Source organism: Nostoc sp. NMS4 (assembly GCF_017115095.1).
GTDB lineage: Bacteria > Cyanobacteriota > Cyanobacteriia > Cyanobacteriales > Nostocaceae > Nostoc.
Genome location: NZ_JABXKI010000169.1, coordinates 1 through 17984 on the forward strand (window position 1 = coordinate 1; position 17984 = coordinate 17984).

General features: G+C 41.2%; 17 protein-coding genes. 11 read left to right on the top strand and 6 right to left on the bottom strand.

All coding sequences use genetic code 11. The features are described from left to right. Positions 1-302: 302 nt before the first annotated feature. Positions 303-1445 (top strand): 7,8-didemethyl-8-hydroxy-5-deazariboflavin synthase subunit CofH, encoded by a 1143-nt coding sequence (cofH, locus tag HWQ37_RS14355; RefSeq protein ID WP_292748263.1) that lies wholly within the window; start codon positions 303-305, stop codon positions 1443-1445. A 113-nt stretch (positions 1446-1558) separates the two neighbouring features. Here cofH and HWQ37_RS14360 read toward each other — a convergent pair whose 3' ends face one another. Beyond that, complete coding sequence (locus tag HWQ37_RS14360) at positions 1559-3244, bottom strand: alkaline phosphatase family protein (protein WP_292748264.1); 1686 nt, start codon at positions 3242-3244, stop codon at positions 1559-1561. 411 nt (positions 3245-3655) lie between these two features. Here HWQ37_RS14360 and HWQ37_RS14365 point away from each other — a divergent pair, with 411 nt between their 5' ends. Both HWQ37_RS14365 and HWQ37_RS14370 read left to right on the top strand, forming a co-directional pair. After that, positions 3656-4330 carry a response regulator transcription factor gene (locus HWQ37_RS14365; RefSeq protein WP_292748265.1) on the top strand — a complete coding sequence of 225 codons (675 nt, stop codon included), beginning with the start codon at positions 3656-3658 and terminating at the stop codon, positions 4328-4330. Positions 4331-4529: 199 nt separating this feature from the next. Further along, positions 4530-5762, top strand: coding sequence for a sensor histidine kinase (locus HWQ37_RS14370; protein WP_292748266.1), 1233 nt, complete (start codon positions 4530-4532; stop codon positions 5760-5762). A gap of 39 nt (positions 5763-5801) precedes the next feature. On the opposite strand, the gene HWQ37_RS14375 is transcribed toward HWQ37_RS14370, so the two are convergent. Beyond that, positions 5802-6266 carry a PepSY domain-containing protein gene (locus tag HWQ37_RS14375; protein ID WP_292748267.1) on the bottom strand — a complete coding sequence of 155 codons (465 nt, stop codon included), beginning with the start codon at positions 6264-6266 and terminating at the stop codon, positions 5802-5804. Positions 6267-6569: 303 nt separating this feature from the next. Here HWQ37_RS14375 and HWQ37_RS14380 point away from each other — a divergent pair, with 303 nt between their 5' ends. From HWQ37_RS14380 to HWQ37_RS14400, 5 genes are all read left to right on the top strand, one after another. Next, the gene (locus HWQ37_RS14380) at positions 6570-7337 is read left to right on the top strand and encodes a COG4705 family protein (RefSeq protein ID WP_292748268.1); all 768 of its coding nucleotides are present in this window, start codon (positions 6570-6572) and stop codon (positions 7335-7337) included. A gap of 41 nt (positions 7338-7378) precedes the next feature. Next, positions 7379-8122, top strand: a complete 744-nt coding sequence (locus HWQ37_RS14385; protein ID WP_292748269.1) for a COG4705 family protein — start codon at positions 7379-7381, stop codon at positions 8120-8122. A 154-nt stretch (positions 8123-8276) separates the two neighbouring features. After that, entirely contained in the window at positions 8277-8960 is a 684-nt protein-coding gene (locus HWQ37_RS14390) for a phosphatase PAP2 family protein (protein ID WP_292748270.1), read from the top strand. Between the two features lie 247 nt (positions 8961-9207). Continuing rightward, positions 9208-9612: a photosystem II protein Psb27 gene (gene psb27, locus HWQ37_RS14395; RefSeq protein ID WP_292748271.1), complete on the top strand. Its 405-nt coding sequence runs from the start codon at positions 9208-9210 to the stop codon at positions 9610-9612. A gap of 665 nt (positions 9613-10277) precedes the next feature. Further along, positions 10278-11777 carry a family 10 glycosylhydrolase gene (locus tag HWQ37_RS14400; RefSeq protein ID WP_292748272.1) on the top strand — a complete coding sequence of 500 codons (1500 nt, stop codon included), beginning with the start codon at positions 10278-10280 and terminating at the stop codon, positions 11775-11777. A gap of 107 nt (positions 11778-11884) precedes the next feature. Here the strand turns inward: HWQ37_RS14400 and HWQ37_RS14405 are convergent, their stop codons facing one another. Together HWQ37_RS14405 and HWQ37_RS14410 are read right to left on the bottom strand one after the other, a co-directional pair. Beyond that, the gene (locus HWQ37_RS14405; protein WP_292748273.1) at positions 11885-12511 is read right to left on the bottom strand and encodes a chloramphenicol phosphotransferase CPT family protein; all 627 of its coding nucleotides are present in this window, start codon (positions 12509-12511) and stop codon (positions 11885-11887) included. A 381-nt stretch (positions 12512-12892) separates the two neighbouring features. Further along, positions 12893-13480: a molybdenum cofactor guanylyltransferase gene (locus tag HWQ37_RS14410; protein ID WP_292748274.1), complete on the bottom strand. Its 588-nt coding sequence runs from the start codon at positions 13478-13480 to the stop codon at positions 12893-12895. 107 nt (positions 13481-13587) lie between these two features. On the opposite strand from HWQ37_RS14410, the gene HWQ37_RS14415 reads away from it, so the two are divergent. Both HWQ37_RS14415 and HWQ37_RS14420 read left to right on the top strand, forming a co-directional pair. Then, entirely contained in the window at positions 13588-13812 is a 225-nt protein-coding gene (locus tag HWQ37_RS14415; RefSeq protein WP_292748275.1) for a hypothetical protein, read from the top strand. Further along, the gene (locus HWQ37_RS14420; protein WP_292748276.1) at positions 13809-14243 is read left to right on the top strand and encodes a type II toxin-antitoxin system VapC family toxin; all 435 of its coding nucleotides are present in this window, start codon (positions 13809-13811) and stop codon (positions 14241-14243) included. Before HWQ37_RS14415 ends, HWQ37_RS14420 begins: the two co-directional genes overlap by 4 nt. Positions 14244-14250: 7 nt before the next feature. Here the strand turns inward: HWQ37_RS14420 and HWQ37_RS14425 are convergent, their stop codons facing one another. Together HWQ37_RS14425 and HWQ37_RS14430 are read right to left on the bottom strand one after the other, a co-directional pair. Next, complete coding sequence (locus tag HWQ37_RS14425; RefSeq protein WP_292748277.1) at positions 14251-16308, bottom strand: thioredoxin domain-containing protein; 2058 nt, start codon at positions 16306-16308, stop codon at positions 14251-14253. Between the two features lie 365 nt (positions 16309-16673). Continuing rightward, positions 16674-16829, bottom strand: a complete 156-nt coding sequence (locus tag HWQ37_RS14430; protein ID WP_292748278.1) for a hypothetical protein — start codon at positions 16827-16829, stop codon at positions 16674-16676. Between the two features lie 502 nt (positions 16830-17331). On the opposite strand from HWQ37_RS14430, the gene clpP reads away from it, so the two are divergent. After that, a complete protein-coding gene (gene clpP, locus HWQ37_RS14435; RefSeq protein WP_292748279.1) occupies positions 17332-17943 on the top strand; it encodes an ATP-dependent Clp endopeptidase proteolytic subunit ClpP in 612 nt (203 codons plus the stop codon). Positions 17944-17984: the final 41 nt, after the last annotated feature.

Genomic DNA, 17984 nt, shown 5'->3' on the forward strand with positions numbered 1-17984 from the left:
GTTCTAGCCGTCAATTTGCACCAGTGAAGGTAGCACAAGAAGTAGAAGTTGAAGCGATCGCACCACCAATTTACATCCGATTGATTGGTTTATTCTACTTTACAGCCTTTGTTGGTATTGGTATGGCGATTGGATTGCTAATACAACATCGACGAAAACCACAAGCAAGGACAAATTAGTAATATCAGAGTTTTACTCAAGATTCCTGCTAATACAAAGATGTACATTAATAAATAAAAATAGTTGTGGTAAAACCACACTATTTTTTTTGTTTAAGATTTCTTGAAAAAATTAAAAAAGTAATGTTGACAAAAATTGCGTTTGAAACAATTCTGGAACGTGCTTTGATGGGATACGACTTATCTCCCGAAGAGGGAGTGGTATTGTTACAACAAACTGAGCCAGAAGCGATCGCAGCAATACGTGCTACATCCGACACACTGCGTCACACTCAAGCAGGTGATACGGTTACATACATAATTAACCGTAATATTAACTTTACTAATATTTGTGAGCAGCACTGTAGTTTTTGTGCATTCCGGCGAGATGATGGTGATACTGATGCATATTGGTTAGATTCGGCGCAAATTTTGGAAAAAGCCACAGATGCGGTGCGGCGGGGTGCGACAGAAATCTGTATGCAGGGGGGGTTAAATCCGCAAGCACAGATAAATGGTAAATCTTTGCCCTATTATCTCAAGGTTGTAGAAACCATCAAACAGGAATTTCCCCAAATACATCTCCATGCTTTTTCTCCGCAAGAAGTGCAATTTATCGCCAGACTTGACGGACTAGAATATACTGATGTAATTATTGCTTTGCGTGATGCTGGTGTTGGCTCAATGCCGGGAACAGCAGCCGAAGTGTTAGACGATGAAGTAAGGCGGATACTGTGTCCAGAGAAGATTGACACAGCCACTTGGCTAGAAATTGTCAGCACCGCTCACAAATTAGGCTTGCATACTACTAGCACTATGTTATCTGGGCATATTGAAACCCACGAACAGCAAATCGGACATTTAGAAAAATTGCGATCGCTCCAAAAAACCGCCATCAATCGGGGATATCCAGCCAGAATCACAGAGTTTATTTTATTACCCTTTGTCGGTCAAGAAGCGCCCAAATCCTTACGTCGCCGTGTCGGACGCGATCAACCAGTTTTAACAGATGCACTGCTATTAGGGGCTGTGGCGCGGATTTACTTAGGTAATTTGATTCCCAACCATCAGCAGAGTTGGGTAAAACTGGGGCTTGCAGGTGCAACAGAAGCCTTAGCTTGGGGTTGCAACGATATCGGCGGTACTTTAATGGAAGAGCATATTACCACAATGGCAGGTGCTTTAGGCGGTACGTGTATGGAAGTGGAAACCTTGCAAACTGCGATCGCTTCTTTAGGACGACCTTACCAACAACGGGATACCCTCTATCAAAAAATTAGGAATTAGGAAAAAATTCCTCTTCAATCTCCTTACTCTGTGTTCTCTGCGCCTCTGCGGTTAAATAAATTGCTTTTAAACCGCAAAGGCACAGAAAGATTAAAAGAGCTAATCTTCAACGCTTAACTGATTTGTTTGCGTTGTTTCCATCGAGAGACAGTTAACATCAAACCCATAAAAGATAACAAGCCAAGACTTGTATTTGGCTCTGGAACTGCAAGGCTATCAGAAATTCCTAACCCTGGTAATTTTTTAGTACCTTCCTTCACAGCACCCTGTAATAACTCAGGATCTAAGCCCAACGCATCTAGAGCAGTAACAGCAACTTGAGTTGTTTTTACCGTCTGCGTTTGAATTGTACCTTTGAGTCCAGAAGCTAAAATCCCACTAGCAGCAATCAATCCAACATGGGTATCGTCATCCGAAAAACCCCCATGTTCAGCCCTTTTTGTACTATCTGAAATCACATATCCAGGGTTCAATTTGATAATGAAATCTGGTGTACGGTCATCTGACAAAGGATTACCAAAGCCTGATTGTTGTAGCGCATTACCAGATAAAACCTCATTAATCGCCGGATTGTTGAGATTTTTTAAAATATTTGTTGCAGTAGCAGCTTGGCTTTGATCTGTAAGCCAAAACAACCCAATATCATCTTGTGTTGCATGATTTACCTTAATCCCAGCTTTTTCTAAAACATCTGTAAATGTGTTTTCAGAAATCAGGGTAGCTGTTCCCTCACGGGGACTTTGACCGTGTTTTGCTGTCAAGACTACTAGTGTTGAATCAAACAAATTTTGTTGCTTCAATGCATTAACTATGTTTCCAATACTAGCGTCTGTATGTTCTAAGGCATCAATTAATCCTGGTGAAGGTGTTCCATCAGCAGCAATTCCACCATCGCTAGTAGCATCTTTCTGGGCGACGCTAAGAGCTTGAAAATTCATACCAAAAATAGCAGGAGTTCCCGGATTAGTTGTTCCTTGAGAATCCTTACCAGCTATTTGGTTTAAAAGTGCATTTACCTTCAAATCATCATAAGCCTTTGTAAGACTAGTGCTTTTAGTTGTCGTTTTAAATGTGAGATTGCTAGGATTTTGGGCTGTTGATTGATCGACTAATTTGCCGTTTTCCAAAGCTACTTTAGCATTGATTTCTGGAGCATAAAAGTCATCAATCCCCTTACCGGAAAGACCATTGGCAAGGTCATAAGCAGGATGTTTATCAATAAATGCGGTATGTAAACCGGCATTGTGGGCTACCTCAAAAATTGTATTAACATTCAGGTAGTTATGAGGATAAATGGGTTTTCCTGTGCTGTCTACTGGCAACTTACTTGAATCAATGCTACCTTTTCCAAAATCACCTCCTCCACTAAGAAGATTTGAATTTTTATCAATACTTTCATCAAATACAACTTGAGTACCAGCAGGACTTCCCAGTTGACTTAATAATGAGCGACTATATGAATTGTCGTAATAAACCCCTGTAGTTTTTGGGCTTGCTCCTGTTAGGTAGTTCAATTCACCAGGAAATGAATCGGAGGGTGTACTGGTAAAAGCGTTAGTGTAAGTAACACCATTTGCTTGCAAACTCTTAATATTCGATAAATAAGGTTGAAGCAAAGGATCGTCGATGTCAGCATCATGTAGTCCATCTACTGATAACAGCAACACGTGTTGATAAAGGCTAGCTGCTGTTGCTGCTGAGTTATTAAATTGTAAAAATGTCTGCCCTGTTAAAACAACTGTGCTAAAAATCACTGTTTTTAAAACAGTAGGTAGATGAGAATTGCTAAATCGAGTCATACTATTTATTTCCTTTGCTGATAAAGTACCCTATGTATTGTTTTAGCTTGGGGTTATTAATGTTATGAATCAACAGTAATTAACAGTGATATAGTCGAATCTAACTAAGCTAAAACAATACATAAATTTGTGAAATATGCTTGGTTACGAAGGTATTTGGTTACTAAATAGCAAAAGTTTAAATTCCTCTATTTGTCGTTACCCCTATTGAAGTAACCTTTCATTTAGGAATTTATCATTTGATGAGTCAGCTTGATTGGTATCGCATATTTTGATCGCTCATCCGAAACATTAATCAGGACAGATTAAGTTTAAGTTAAGAATATATGATGAAAAAATTAAGATTAGCCTTGTAGGTAAGATAACCCTTGCTCGTGTTAGCAAGCTTTAATAAGTTAGAGGTGGAGCATTATGAGAATTTTGCTAGTTGAAGATGACGATCGCATTGCCAAACCATTAGCCGAATTTTTAAGACGACAACACCATATTGTGGATATAACAAGTGATGGTTTGGCAGCTTGGGAATGGTCGCAATCAGCATTATATGAGCTAATTTTATTAGATTTAATGCTTCCTAAATTAGATGGAATTAGTTTATGTAAGCGTTTACGCGCTGCTTCATCTAATGTTCTGATTTTAATGCTAACGGCACGAGATACAACAGGCGACAAAATTATCGGACTCGATGCTGGTGCTGACGATTATTTGGTTAAGCCATTTGAATTAAAAGAGTTAGCAGCACGCATCAGGGCTTTAGCTCGAAGAACTCCAGAAATTCGTCCGCAGATTTTAATCCACGGTGATTTGCAACTAGACCCAGCAACTCAACAAGTTACTTATGCAGGGAATATCATATCATTAACTCCTAAAGAATATATGATATTAGAATATTTTCTGAGAAATCCAAATCAAGTTATCACTCGTTCGGCAATTCTTGACAAACTGTGGGATTTTGATAAATCTTCGGGAGAAGGAAGTATTAAAACCCATATTACAAATTTGCGGAATAAATTTAGAGCATCTGGAAGTTCAGAAGACTTAATTGAAAATATCTATGGCATTGGTTATCGTCTAGGAAACAAGTAAAATAATTCGTAATTCGTAATTCGTAATGACGCTCGTTCGCGTAGCGTCTCCCTTTGGGAGAAGACTCGCTAACGTAATTCGTAATTGGTAGCGATAGGCGGGCAATATTTAAACTTCACAAGATGAGATAAGTGATTGGTTGTAAATCTATTAGTCAAATTTTAAGTTAATAATTAACAATTTAATTGCCAAGAATAATGTGTTTCAAAGAATCAGATATCGTTTATTATTGTCTTACTTAGTTGTCTTTGCATCGCTGTTGGGAATATTTGCGATCGCAGTTCGATTTGCTTTCACTCGCAGCTTGACTGAACAAATCACAGATAAACTCATAGCCATCGGGAAAGTTGCAGCCGCAAATGTAGAGTTTGAAAAAGGTCGCCTAACAGTTGAAAGCGACTTTCGTCCACAAGACTTAATTGCTTATCATCAAGCTTTACAGTGGTTTGATCCTCAAGGAAATTTGATTACCCAACAAGGAAAAACTGGTTTAACTCTACCTTTTTTACCAAACAAAATAGTACAAGTTCAAACTGGTAAAATTCCTATCCAAGCAGTAACAGTACCAATAATTGGTAGTGATAATGGTCAGCTAGTTGGGTATGTGAGGGTAAGTCAATCTTTAGAAGAATTCGATCAAACCCTGCAAAAGCTGGATTGGGGATTAGGCGGTGGGATTATTATAACTTTGGTTCTGAGTAGCATTGGCGGAATTTTACTAACTCGTCAAGCAATGCAACCTATTGAAGAGAGTTTTGAAAGACTCAAACAGTTTACTGCTGATGCTTCCCACGAATTACGTAGTCCGTTAATGGCGATCAAAATTAATGCTGAGTTACCGCTAGAGTATCCAGAAGAAATCGGGCCAAAAGATGCAGAAAAATTTCAGGCGATCGCCAATGCTACTAATCAGATGACTCGCCTCACAGAAGACTTACTGATGTTAGCACGCACTGATAGAGTTGAGAATCAAAATAGGGATACTCTCAATTTAACGTCAATATTAGAGAACCTAATACAACTATATAAACCTCAAGCTGAAGCCAAACAAATTAACTTTAAATTTCAATTAATTGCTAATCTTCAGTTAATAGGTGATTCAGTTCAATTAACGCGACTGTTTACTAATTTAATTGAAAACGCCATCTACTATACACCATCGAGAGGCGTAGTTGAAATTAAAACCAGTCGTGTCGGTTCCCAAGTTTATGTCAACGTGCAAGATACAGGCGTGGGAATTGCACCAGAGTATATCGACAAGGTTTTTGAGCGTTTTTGGCGAGCAGATCAATCTCGTTCTTATTGGTCTGGTGGTTCCGGTTTAGGGCTAGCGATCGCTCAAGCGATCGCCCAAAATCATGGTGGGTTAATTAGTGTTACTAGTCAATTAGGAGTTGGGAGTTGTTTTACTGTGCGTTTAGCAACTTCTTGACAATGTGATTTTACAGCAGAATTCTTACTTTTAAGTTTCTTACTTACCATCATCACTAGTTTCTTTAACTTGAATACTACTCTTGGGACGAGTAGCTTCATTCTTCTCATCTTGTTGATTGGCATTCTCAGCGTAGAGAACTTTGCCATTACCAGCATCAACCTTAATATCTTGCTGACCAATTTCTACAGCATAAACTAAGTTGCCATCTTCATTTTCGAGTTTGACACTCTTCGCCTTACCTCCCACAGATGCTTCAGCCGCTTGCTGTGCTTGTTGTGCTGTAATTTTAGCTAGCGGTTGTAGTTTTGCCGCTTCTTGTGCATCGTCGTTTGTTTCACCGTCACCATCACTCGCTTCCGCAACTTTGGTAACAAGATGAGGCTGACGCACAATTGCGACAAAAGATTGTGATTGTTTTGCAGATACAACTCCCGATAATCCAGCAAGTCCCAAAGTACCTACAAAAGCTGCTGCCAAAATAATTTTTGTTGAAGTTTTCATACTTGAAAAATTCCTTGAAATCTGGGTTTGTATTTTCACAGTAAGTAATAAAAGTCAAGAAATAGTCAAGATTGGTTTGAGTTCAACAAATTTAATATCAAATGGTGAAATTAACTTTTAAGCAGACATTTCACCTATTTTTAAGGCTTTTTTCCTGAGAAAATTCCGTTTTCCATCAAATCTTGACTATTTCTTGACTTTTGCTGTGTAAAGTATAATTACTCAGTAATTTCTGACAACACAGCTAACTTTTAGATGTGATGTAATCTCACTTCTACGGAAAAATCAAGAAGGAGAAAGATTATGAAAAAGATATTAAACCGGGTTCCAGAGGTTACAATTTACTTCTGGATTATTAAGGTTTTGGCAACCACAGTAGGGGAAACCGCAGCAGATTTTCTATCAGCGACTCTGAATCTTGGTTTAGGTATTACATCTTACCTGATGAGCGGAGTGTTATTAATTGCACTCTTAAATCAGTTTAAGCTTAAACGTTATGTTCCAGCAAGTTTTTGGTTTGTGGTAGTTTTGATAAGTATCGTTGGCACGCTTATCACTGATAGATTAGTAGACGAGCTTGGAGTTAGTTTAGTGACAACTAATGTCATTTTTAGTATTTCCTTGTTGGTAGTTTTTGCATTCTGGTATTCCAACGAAAAGACATTAGCTATGCATTCTATCAATACAGCTAAAAGAGAGCTTTTTTATTGGGTGGCTGTTTTGTTTACGTTTGCCTTGGGTACTGCAACAGGAGACCTCTTAGCAGAGTATTTGAGACTGGGTTATGCACAATCAGCACTGATATTTGGCGCTTCAATTGCCATCATAGCGATCGCTTATTATTACTTGTGGATGAATGCAGTTTTGGCATTCTGGTTAGCTTACATCTTGACTCGTCCGCTTGGAGCTTCTATAGGTGATTTACTATCCCAATCTGCTACAAATGGTGGCTTTGGTTTTGGTACTGTCGGAACCAGTATACTTTTTCTTTCTATAATCGTAAGCCTGGTTATTTACTTAAGCCTTAAGCAGAAGAGATTAGCTCTACTGCCGATTGACCGACAAGACTGATTAGCGATCGCTAACTTACTATTTTTTATAGTGAAAAAGAAATGAACAAAGTTGCAAAAGTCACAATTTTCTTCTGGATCATGAAGATTATCGCCACGACGCTCGGCGAAACAGCTGGTGACTACATCTCAATGTCACTTGGGCTGGGGTATTACATCGCCTTTGCCATAACATTCGCCATTCTAGCTATTCTCTTGTTTTTTCAAATTCAATCCGACAGATATCTTCCAGCCCTTTACTGGTTGGCGATCATCGCCACAACCACAGCCGGAACCGAAGTTTCAGACCTGATGGATCGATCTCTTGGGCTGGGTTACGCACTGGGATCGCTGATCCTGGTAGCCAGTCTGTTGAGCGTTCTTGCTATCTGGTACTACCGCGATCGGGATCTGAGCGTTTATCCGATCGTGAGGAAAGATGCAGAGACCACCTATTGGCTGGCTGTCGTGTTCTCCAACAGTTTGGGAACGGCCTTTGGTGACTTTCTGACAAGCAACTTGGGATTGAGCTATATTCAAGGCGCATTAGTGACGGCCAGCGTCATTGGTGTTGTCATCGCCCTTCACTACGTAACAAAGTTGAGCGATATTCTCCTATTCTGGCTCGCGTTCATCTTCACGCGACCCTTCGGAGCCACCTTCGGAGATTTTCTTACCAAACCAGTCAAAGATGGCGGTCTATCACTTCCAAGAGGCTATGCTTCAGCGATCGCCTTTATCCTACTGGCAGTTGTCCTATTCTTTTCCGTGCGAAAGGAGAAAAAAGTGCGTCACCCGTTGGAGTGATTGCGTTTGAGCAGATAAAGATGCCCTCGATTTTGGTACTATCAGTTCATCTATGGTTCTTGTATCGATACTTAAATTCTGTATCCTGTTCACCGCTCTAAAGCAGAAAACACTAATCGTGGTTACGCCTTCTAACGACGAATAACATTAAAGTATGCTCCGACAAACTTCTAATTTCTGGTTGCGTCATATACATCCTCGTTTGGCTCTCTTAATTGCGACAATTGGTATTGTTGGACTTGCTAGTTGTCTACTCATACTTTTTGTTTTAGCACGACTAGCAGAAGAGGTTTTAGAGCGAGATGCTTTTAGGTTTGATACTACTTTTCTATTATGGATACATCAGTTTGCCAATCCAAAATTAGATAATTTAATGCTGTTTATTACAAATCTTGGTAATCCTAGTACCGTGGTTTTAGTTGCTAGTATTACTATTTTATTACTTTGGTGGCGACGTTATCAAGAAGAAGCAAAATCTTTTATATTTGCTTGCTTGGGAGGGTTAATTTTAAATACAGGGTTAAAGTTGTTTTTTTCTAAACCTCGCCCAGAATTATGGCATCGCTTGATTTCTGAAAAATCTTTTAGTTTTCCTAGCGGTCATGCACTGGGTTCTATGGTACTTTATGGTTTTATTGCTTACGAATTAGCAATTCACTATCCTAATTTTGCAAAAGTTATTTACAGTTTGACAGTTATTTTAATTGCTGCTATTGGTATCAGCCGCTTATATTTAGGAGTCCATTGGCCTACAGATATAATTGCAGGTTATGGAGTTGGTTTTTTGTGGCTGATGATATGTATTACGATGCTGAAATTGCAAAGATTACGTAGATAAAGCTATCTGAATTCTGTTAGTGTAGCCCATTCTGACTCCTGAATTCTGTTTGAGAATTGTCCAATCAGATTTTTTAATCACCTGATTTTTTGCCCAAGATGCTTGTAAATTAGCGTCTTTTAGGGAATGAAGCAGCCCTTGCTTAGTGCCTTAATCCCCAGTCCCCACTTCCCACTCCCCATTCAATTGATCCCCAAGTTACCAATTCAAGATAGGATGGACGTTGATTTACGTATTCTTTTACTTAATGCATATGAAGCGCTATTGGTCGCGTTTGCTTGCGCTGGTTTTGGTTGTAGCTATCGGCTTAATGGGTTGTTCCGGCAGTCCAGATAGTTTGACTGGGGATTATCGTCAAGACACCTTAGCTGTGGTCAATATTATGAGACAAGCTCTGGATCTTTCACAAGATTCACCAGACAAAGCAGCAATTCAAGCAGAAGCGCGTCAAAAAATTAATGACTTTTCAGCTCGCTACCAGCGAGTTAACTCTGTTTCTGGTCTTGGCTCGTTTACAACCATACGAACAGCCCTCAACTCTCTGGCTGGACATTACAGTTCTTACCCAAATCGTCCTGTACCCGAAAAACTCAAAAATCGTCTAGAGAAGGAGTTACAGCAGGTAGAAGCGGCACTGAAGCGTGGTGGTTAACTATTAACTATTGCCTACTTCATCATCAAGAGTCAAAACCTTTGACTCTTGACTAATTTTATCAACTTCATATACAAGTTTTAAATTCTCCAACTAACGCTACAAATTATTCAAAAATTTTACTGGTTTGTGACAAATTTTAACTAACTTATGTGTTTATGTGTTTATAAAAAAATACGGCAACAGAAATAGTTATGGAAGCAAAAAAATTGTAGGTTGGGTGGAGGCTTTGCGTAACCCAACATATATCAGGATGTTGGGTTACGCAAAGCCTCCACCCAACCTACCTACTACACCTACGTCGTCAGTCTAATCCACTATTTTGCGTAGACAGTCTACTACGTGCATTTCAAAAATCAAATACTAGTCCTATAGAAGAAATAGAAGAATACGGCAACAGAAATAGACCTTTGAGAGTCTTGAAAAAAAATAGGTTTTAAAACCCTTAGTATTTAACTATATAATTCGATACACATTGCCCCAATTATTTGAGTTGGGATCGATGATTGTCGGAAATCAAAGGCTTTAAGACCGAACGTTAACACGTGGTTCAGAGTCAGCGCCATTCCGCCTTTGCTCAGTTACTTCTCGCAGGAGGGTAAGCTACAGTCGGAGTTTAAATTCTTGTCTGAAACTCTTTTGAATTTGTTCATCTACTGGTAGGTATGTCTAACTGTCCTTGGAACGTTGCAAGATTAACATTATTTTGGCGGCGCTTATTCGCTGTTATTTTTACTAGTTGTTTGTTGCTCCCCAACTTGGAGAGCAAACCAGCAAAGGCACAAGTAACTGAGTATTGTCAGTTATCATCAGCAACGGCGCAACAAAAAGAAAACTTACGTTTGTCGGCGCTCAAAGGCAAGCAAGATGCTCAAACGCGCTATCAAAGCCTAATACAAGAACAGGCGCAGAAATTAAAGGAATGTCGCTCTCGGACTTGGCCGCAAACCCAAGCCATTTGGTTACGCTTGTATCCTTGCGATATTCAGCCAGGAATAATCGATCAGATTATGGATCGGATTGTTAATCGTGGCTATAACCAAGTTTATTTACAGGTATTTTACGATGGGCAGGTACTATTACCAGCAAAAGCTAACCCGACGGTTTGGCCTGCTGTGATTCGTACCCCAGGGGCAGAAAACATTGATATACTCGCCACGGCAATAAAAAAAGGTCGGCAGCGTGGTTTGAAAGTATACGCTTGGATGTTTACCACAAATTTCGGCTATACTTACGCCCAGCGACCAGATAGAGAAGGTGCGATCGCTCGTAATGGCAAAGGTCAAACGAGTTTATATGTGGTAGATAATGGCTCTCAACTATTTATCGACCCGTACAACCCACAAGCAAAACGCGACTACTATCAATTGGTACAAGAAGTTTTGCGCCGTCGCCCAGATGGTTTGTTATTGGATTACGTGCGTTATCCCCGCCAAGCTGGAAGTGATTCTATCGCCACCAAAGTTTCAGATTTATGGCTATTTAGTCCCGCAACCCAAGAAGCTTTATTTAAACGGGCGCAGAATTACAAGGGGCTGGACTTGATTCGCCGCTTTTTGAGTAAGGGATTCGTCACTGGTGGAGATGTAGCGGAAGTCGATAAACTTTATCCCCAAGAAGGAGAACCCCTTTGGCAAGGACGCACTCTTCCACTAGCGCAAAAGTCAATCCTATCTGCAACTGATAGACAACCCATTTTACAATGGGAGTTGTGGCAGCTTGCCGTTGCCCACGCGATGCAAGGAATTCTAGATTTTGTCACCATCGCTACTTACCCAGCAAAGCAGCAAGGTGTTTCCGCCGGAGCGGTGTTTTTTCCTGATGGCAACCAAACTGTCGGACAAGGGTATGATTCCCGTTTGCAACCTTGGGATCGCTTTCCTAATACATTAGAGTGGCATCCTATGGCTTATGGGAATTGCGGTAATGTTAGTTGTATCGTGTCGCAAGTGCAAAGGGTTTTAAGTATGGCAAAACCCGGTACGCAGATAATACCGGCTCTAGCTGGTCAGTGGGGAAAATCTGTCAGTAATCGTCCATCCTTAGAAGTGCAAATGCAAGCACTCAGACAATTTGCCCCGCAACTGAAGGGAGTTAGCCATTTTGCCTATTCTTGGCAATATCCTCAGAGTGATAGCGATCGCAAATTCTGTCGAGTTAAGTAGACTTGTTGCAAAATTAGTAAAAAGGGATTAAATTTCCCTTTCGACTGGTAAAATCACACACTTTACAAATTTATAACAAATATAGCGATCGCAGTCATAACTACAGCTTAACTATAGTGGGCAACGAGTTGTTGAAATGCCGACGGTGTTGGACTATCTGCGAGGCGCTGACGAATCACCTCGGCACACGCACCTGGGCTTAACAACGAGGTATCAACTTCAAGGTCATAGATGCCAGGGATGTGGACTTCACGTTGCCATAACTGAACTGGATGTGGCATTGGGGAGTTAGCTATACTTCCCACGTTCCACCCCGTATTTTGTCGTCGTTCCATAACGATCTCGATGGGGCAGTGAACGCCTACGAACAAGACCGGCAATCCTTGCAAACGTCGCGCACTATCGACTAGAATGCCCCGCTCGATTGCGTAGGCATCATGGTGTCCAACATCAACCACGACATTCACACCCAAGCGGCTGTGGGCGGCGATAGACTCATACATGGCGCTGTAAAGAATGGGAACAAGAGGTTCGATATCCTGGCGTTCTCCCCCTGGTCGCAGACCGATCCCAGGTAGGTATCGTGCGGGAGTCATTTGCATAAACCTATCGACACCCAAGTTCATCCACAGACCATCAAATGTCTCCTGAATCACTGCAACAATGCTCGACTTCCCCGATCGCGGGACACCATTCAGGATGATAATCTGTCCTAGCTCCTGTGTCTGCCCCATGATTCCTCCTCGTATCTTTAAATATATATAGTTAGCAGTTCCACGTTAGGTCTAAAACGTTGAATAGGCAATTGAAAGCACAAAAAATTTTTCAAGGCTATAGAGCAATACGCTTGGGTTAAGGCTAGCAGTCTTTGCCAAATTCATTTTTTTAACGTAGACGCTTCTCTACGAGACGCTACGCGAACGGCTTCCCGCAGGGTACCGCAGAGGCGCAGAGGACACAGAGAAAAGAAAGAGAAGGAAATAAATTGCTTAACTGAACTGTATTTGGCTATAGAGAAGAAGAATTCAGAATTAAGATGTTCTCTACGAAAGCGAATAGCATGTCTCAGACAGACGCAACGCATAGCTTGCTTCTCTGTAAGAGTACGTACCAACTCAACTTAAAGCTAAGTCCTCTGGTGTATTACAGTTAAAGAGCATTTCGGGTTCTGCTAAGGGCAAAATTTCTACAGGATATTGCCGAAGCCACTGCTGAAACGATCGCCCCCCTTGGCTGATAAACTCTAAAAGTTGTGGCAAACAGCGACGGCGATAGAAACCACATAGAGGTTCCCAACCTTTGGGATTATTAGCTAAAGCTGCGATCGCATTATCCCCGACATTATCAAGTTTAGTTACCCAATCTTGCAACACTTCAACCCGCAATCTCGGTAAATCGCAAGCTAGCAACAGTACCCATTCTGTATTTACTTCGGCTAATCCTTGGGCAAACCCAACTAAAGGCCCGTGGGCAAGAGATTCTCCAGACAAAGGCACTTCTCGAATAAACTTACAACCAGGCAAAAGCAAGTCTTGATAGCGTTCTGGCCAGGGAGTGACTACATAAACCGTATCAGCACAGCTTTGAGCGATCGTACAAACTCGCTGCAACAACGGCATCCCTTGAACGGGAATCAAAGCTTTATCTTGACCCATCCGAGAACTCTTGCCTCCAGCTAATACAATCGCTGTTAATTCGCTCATGAGTTAATAGTCATTCGTCAAAAAAATAGAGGGTAAAAAACGAGTCAAACTAAATTAACCCCTGACGCTGAAAGTAGAATAAATTTATCTTCTACTTAAACCCGATCATGGCTATCCAAGAACTCGAACAACAACTCCTTCGGCTTTCCCCCAACGATAAGCTGTACATCATCCAACTCCTTGCCCAAAGCCTGACCACACAAAACAACACCGACCCAGATCAACCAAGCAAACTCTCAGAGTTTTTCCGTCAATCCCCCCTGGCTGAACTCACCGAAGAACTTGACCTTAGTCGAGATCGCACCCTTAAGAGCGATGCCTTCACCCCATGACCTACCTCCTTGATACCTGCGTGATTTCCGAACTTGTTGCCAAACAACCAAATCAACAAGTTTTAGATTGGCTAGATGCCCAAGTTCCAGAAACACTTTACCTTAGCGTCATCACAATTGGCGAAATTGCTAAAGGTATCAGCAAAATTACTGCATCTAAGCGGAAAGAATCTCTAACAACTTGGGTGAATGAAACCCTGCCCAATCGCTTTCAACAAAGAATCTTAAATATAGATGTCCCAACAATGTTGTTGTGGGGAAATTTAGTCGGGCAACTAGAACAGAATGGGCGACCTCTACCTCTGATGGATTCTCTGATTGCAGCGATGGCAATTCATAACTCTTTATCACTTGTCACCCGTAACGAAAAAGATTTTGCTGGGACAAGGGTTTTAATGGTTAATCCTTGGTCTTCTAGTTGCGAGAAATAAAACTATTTCATGCCCTCACCTGACTTTTCTCCACCTGCTGCAATAAATGCTCTACACTTTCAGCTGGAGCCAGACACTTCAAACCTTGGCAAACTAAGCCAACACTTCCCTCTGGTAAATCAGATGCGATCGCCAACACAGCCGCCGGTAAATATTTGGGGATCAAAGCGTTGATTTGCTCAGTTGTGCTGCGAATCAAGGTAGAATTACGATACCAATCCAAAGCTGTAAATAAACTAGGACAAGCTTGGGGAGCGCGATGCATGACACTCCTAAAAGCTTTTAAACCAAGTTCCGCTAAATCCAAATAATCTAGATTATCGGTGAGTAGCGCCAGACGGACAAGATTAGCGATCGCAATTCCATTGGCTGAAGGTGTCGCATTATCAGCATAACTACGTTCTCTGACAATTAAATCTTTACTAGAGTCGCTTGCTGTGTTATAATAACCCCCTAACTCTACACTCCAGAGAAAATTATTAAATTCATTTTGGATAGCGATCGCATTTTCTAACCATTGCTCCTGCTCAGGATTGGAAGCTTGTAAATCCAAGAGAGCTTTAATAAACAAAGCGTAATCTTCAGACTGCGCTAAAACCGTCGGTTCTCCTTGATAATTGAGTCTCTGGAAACGCCCATCGACAAACTGATTTTCCAAAATAAAATTCGCCGCTCGTGCTGCTAATTCCAGATATAAAGGTTGTTGGAAAACCCCAGCAGCCTTAGCCAACCCGGAAATCATCAAGCTATTCCAAGCGACAATCATTTTCGTATCTGTCACCGAGGGAATGCGACCTGTCCAGTTTACAGTTTTTGCTTCCTGATTATTACGAGCCGGGGGAAAAGTTTCTAACGACTCAGAACTAACGCCATAACGAGCAGTAAACAGCTTACCCAGTGACATTTCCAGCGTTGCACTCAGTTTGTCAGAATTCCTTCTTTGTAAAACATTACGTCCTTCAAAGTTGCCATTAGGGGTAACAGTAAATTGTTGTTGTAATTCCGTTAATTCTTCAGGCGTTAACAGTTGTTCTAATTCGCTGTAACTCCAAACGTAAAAGCTTCCCTCTTCTGGTTCTACCGCCGTGGCTTGGGTGAAGCTATCGGCATCTTGAGAAGCATAGAAGTAACCTTCAGGCGCGGTCATTTCCCGCTTCAGCCATTGGACAGTCCCAGCAATCGCCCTCTCAAAGGCTGGCTCTTGGATTCTGGCACTCCACAAAGAAGCTAGATACTCCACAATCTGTCCATTGTCGTAGAGCATCTTTTCAAAATGCGGTACTGTCCAAGTCGGGTCAACAGTATAGCGATGAAAACCACCGCCTACATGGTCATAAATGCCGCCCAGCGCTAAATCTAATCCTCGCTGGGTACAAATTTGCTTGCCATCATAGCGAGATTCAAAATTAAATCGAGTTCCCCGCAGTGCTAATTCTGTATAGGGAATCATCGGAAAACTGTTGCCAGATTGACTAGGGGTAATTACACCTGTGCTAGTTTCCCAACCTTGGCGGAGTAATTCATGGTCTTCAAGGTCGGTTGTTGTACCGTCTTGTAATACCGCAGATGTGAGCAGAGACTCAATAATTAAGGCTTTGCGTTTCTGTAATTCTGCTTTTTCTGTATCGTAATAACGACGAAGTGCTTGCAACACCTGCAAAAATCCCGGACGACCATAGCGCGGGTCTACAGGGAAATAAGTACCGGCGTAAAACGGCACTAAATCTTCTGGGGAAAGAAAAATATTTAAAGGCCAACCCCCTTGACCGCTCATCATCTGCAAAGCTTGCATATAGATGCTATCGAGGTCAGGTCTTTCTTCCCTGTCTACTTTGATGGGAAGATAATTGCTATTCATGTAGTGTGCGATCGCAATATCAGAAAAAGCCTCGCCTTCCATGACAGTACACCAGTGGCAACTAGAATAGCCAATGGAAAGAAAAATCGGTTTATTTTGCGCTCTTGCAGTTGCAAGTGCTTCGTCACACCAAGGCCACCAATCAATGGGGTTTTCGGCGTGTTTACGTAGATAGAGGCTCTTAGCTTCAGCAAGGCGATTAGTCATGATCAAACGCAAGTAGTTGCCTTCTTTGCTCAGTCTACCCTGTTCTCAGGAGTGTTAGCCTAGACAACTATGTACATTAAGCAAGAAACTCAACGAGGGAATTATCCCTTTACTTTTGATATCGCCTAAGTAATTTGGTGTAAAAAATTGCTTTTTTGTAGTCAACGCTAACTACAAGGCAATCATCTTTAATTATTTTTATATACAGCAGATTTCAAGTTGGTAAGGTACACAAGCTAAGTCTGTTACCCAGATATAAAGTGTGTTTTACTCCTGAATTCTGAATTCTGGATTCTGAATTCTGCTGTAATAATCGGGTTTATTTACGCCGTATTACTTACACCTGTGCAACTTATGAAACATTTTTATTGAAAAGATCGCAATAGCAAGCTGACAATATTTGGTTGCGTTTCTTGCATAGGTGATGCTGTCTTTGTTTGAATTAAAGTATTTTGGCTAAGTCCTGCTATCAGATGGAGCAAGAAGGTGATGATGGCGGCTTGTATAAGTTTTTCCAGCATGGCACGTCTCTCTCTGAATGGATAGCATTTCAACAAGGACTGGTTATTCTAAATACACCTCGTACTCTCGATTTACCGAATCTAACAAAAATAACTTCATAAATGCTGAAGGAAATCCTAAAAAAATGTTTAAAATGTTACTGCAAGTAAACATAATTCCCTAAGCAAGTCAGATTTCGGTTATCGGTCTAATCAATACATCGCCAAGGTTATGCAGCACAGTCCGAAATATAAGATTGGCGACAATTGAAGTTTTTTGATTTATTCTTCCCTAAATCACGATATTTTCTGAGACAGCTTTTGTTGTTAAAAAGTGCCTTTGGAGATTGAATCTATTGCAAAAACATATTTTGTTCCTTTGGTAAAGTTGGGGGCTGGGGACTGGGGACTCAGACAGAATAGCCAAGATTTACTTATATCTATGCTGGGAATAGTAGAGATCAGCCCCAGTTTCGTGCTGTCACCGATAAAATGTATTTAAAGTAGCCACAAACACGCTTCCATGATTCCTATCGTTATTGAACAATCGGGTCGAGGTGAACGCGCCTTTGACATCTACTCACGGCTGTTACGTGAGCGCATCATCTTTTTGGGACAACAAGTTGATAATAATATTGCCAACTTGATTGTTGCCCAACTGCTGTATTTGGATGCTGAAGACCCGGAGAAAGACATATATATGTATATCAATTCTCCCGGTGGTTCGGTGACGGCTGGTATGGGCATTTTTGACACTATGAAGCATATTCGCCCTGATGTCTGTACAATTTGTACCGGATTGGCGGCGAGCATGGGTGCTTTTCTCCTCAGTGCGGGTGCTAAGGGTAAGCGGATGAGTCTACCCCATTCTCGGATTATGATTCATCAACCTTTAGGTGGCGCTCAAGGACAGGCGACTGATATTGAAATTCAGGCGCGGGAAATTCTGTACCATAAGAAGCGGCTAAATGACTATTTAGCTGACCATACAGGTCAACCAATTGAGCGGATTGCTGAAGATACTGAACGTGACTTTTTCATGTCACCAGAGGAAGCCAAGGAATACGGTTTGATTGACCAAGTGATTGACCGTCATGCCGCCGGTAGCCGTCCAGCCGTTGCTGTTCTTAATTAATAGTCACGATTGTTAAATGGTGATTTACCACTTTTAATTCC

Coding starts and splice junctions, on each gene's coding strand:
- HWQ37_RS14365 (WP_292748265.1), top strand. CDS start 3,656: ATGAGAATTTTGCTAGTTGAAGATGACGATCGCATTGCCAAACCATTA.
- HWQ37_RS14390 (WP_292748270.1), top strand. CDS start 8,277: ATGCTCCGACAAACTTCTAATTTCTGGTTGCGTCATATACATCCTCGT.
- HWQ37_RS14400 (WP_292748272.1), top strand. CDS start 10,278: ATGTCTAACTGTCCTTGGAACGTTGCAAGATTAACATTATTTTGGCGG.
- HWQ37_RS14360 (WP_292748264.1), bottom strand. CDS start 3,244: ATGACTCGATTTAGCAATTCTCATCTACCTACTGTTTTAAAAACAGTG.
- cofH (WP_292748263.1), top strand. CDS start 303: ATGTTGACAAAAATTGCGTTTGAAACAATTCTGGAACGTGCTTTGATG.
- HWQ37_RS14410 (WP_292748274.1), bottom strand. CDS start 13,480: ATGAGCGAATTAACAGCGATTGTATTAGCTGGAGGCAAGAGTTCTCGG.
- HWQ37_RS14420 (WP_292748276.1), top strand. CDS start 13,809: ATGACCTACCTCCTTGATACCTGCGTGATTTCCGAACTTGTTGCCAAA.
- HWQ37_RS14425 (WP_292748277.1), bottom strand. CDS start 16,308: ATGACTAATCGCCTTGCTGAAGCTAAGAGCCTCTATCTACGTAAACAC.
- psb27 (WP_292748271.1), top strand. CDS start 9,208: ATGCATATGAAGCGCTATTGGTCGCGTTTGCTTGCGCTGGTTTTGGTT.
- HWQ37_RS14375 (WP_292748267.1), bottom strand. CDS start 6,266: ATGAAAACTTCAACAAAAATTATTTTGGCAGCAGCTTTTGTAGGTACT.
- HWQ37_RS14415 (WP_292748275.1), top strand. CDS start 13,588: ATGGCTATCCAAGAACTCGAACAACAACTCCTTCGGCTTTCCCCCAAC.
- HWQ37_RS14380 (WP_292748268.1), top strand. CDS start 6,570: ATGAAAAAGATATTAAACCGGGTTCCAGAGGTTACAATTTACTTCTGG.
- HWQ37_RS14430 (WP_292748278.1), bottom strand. CDS start 16,829: ATGCTGGAAAAACTTATACAAGCCGCCATCATCACCTTCTTGCTCCAT.
- HWQ37_RS14405 (WP_292748273.1), bottom strand. CDS start 12,511: ATGGGGCAGACACAGGAGCTAGGACAGATTATCATCCTGAATGGTGTC.
- HWQ37_RS14385 (WP_292748269.1), top strand. CDS start 7,379: ATGAACAAAGTTGCAAAAGTCACAATTTTCTTCTGGATCATGAAGATT.
- clpP (WP_292748279.1), top strand. CDS start 17,332: ATGATTCCTATCGTTATTGAACAATCGGGTCGAGGTGAACGCGCCTTT.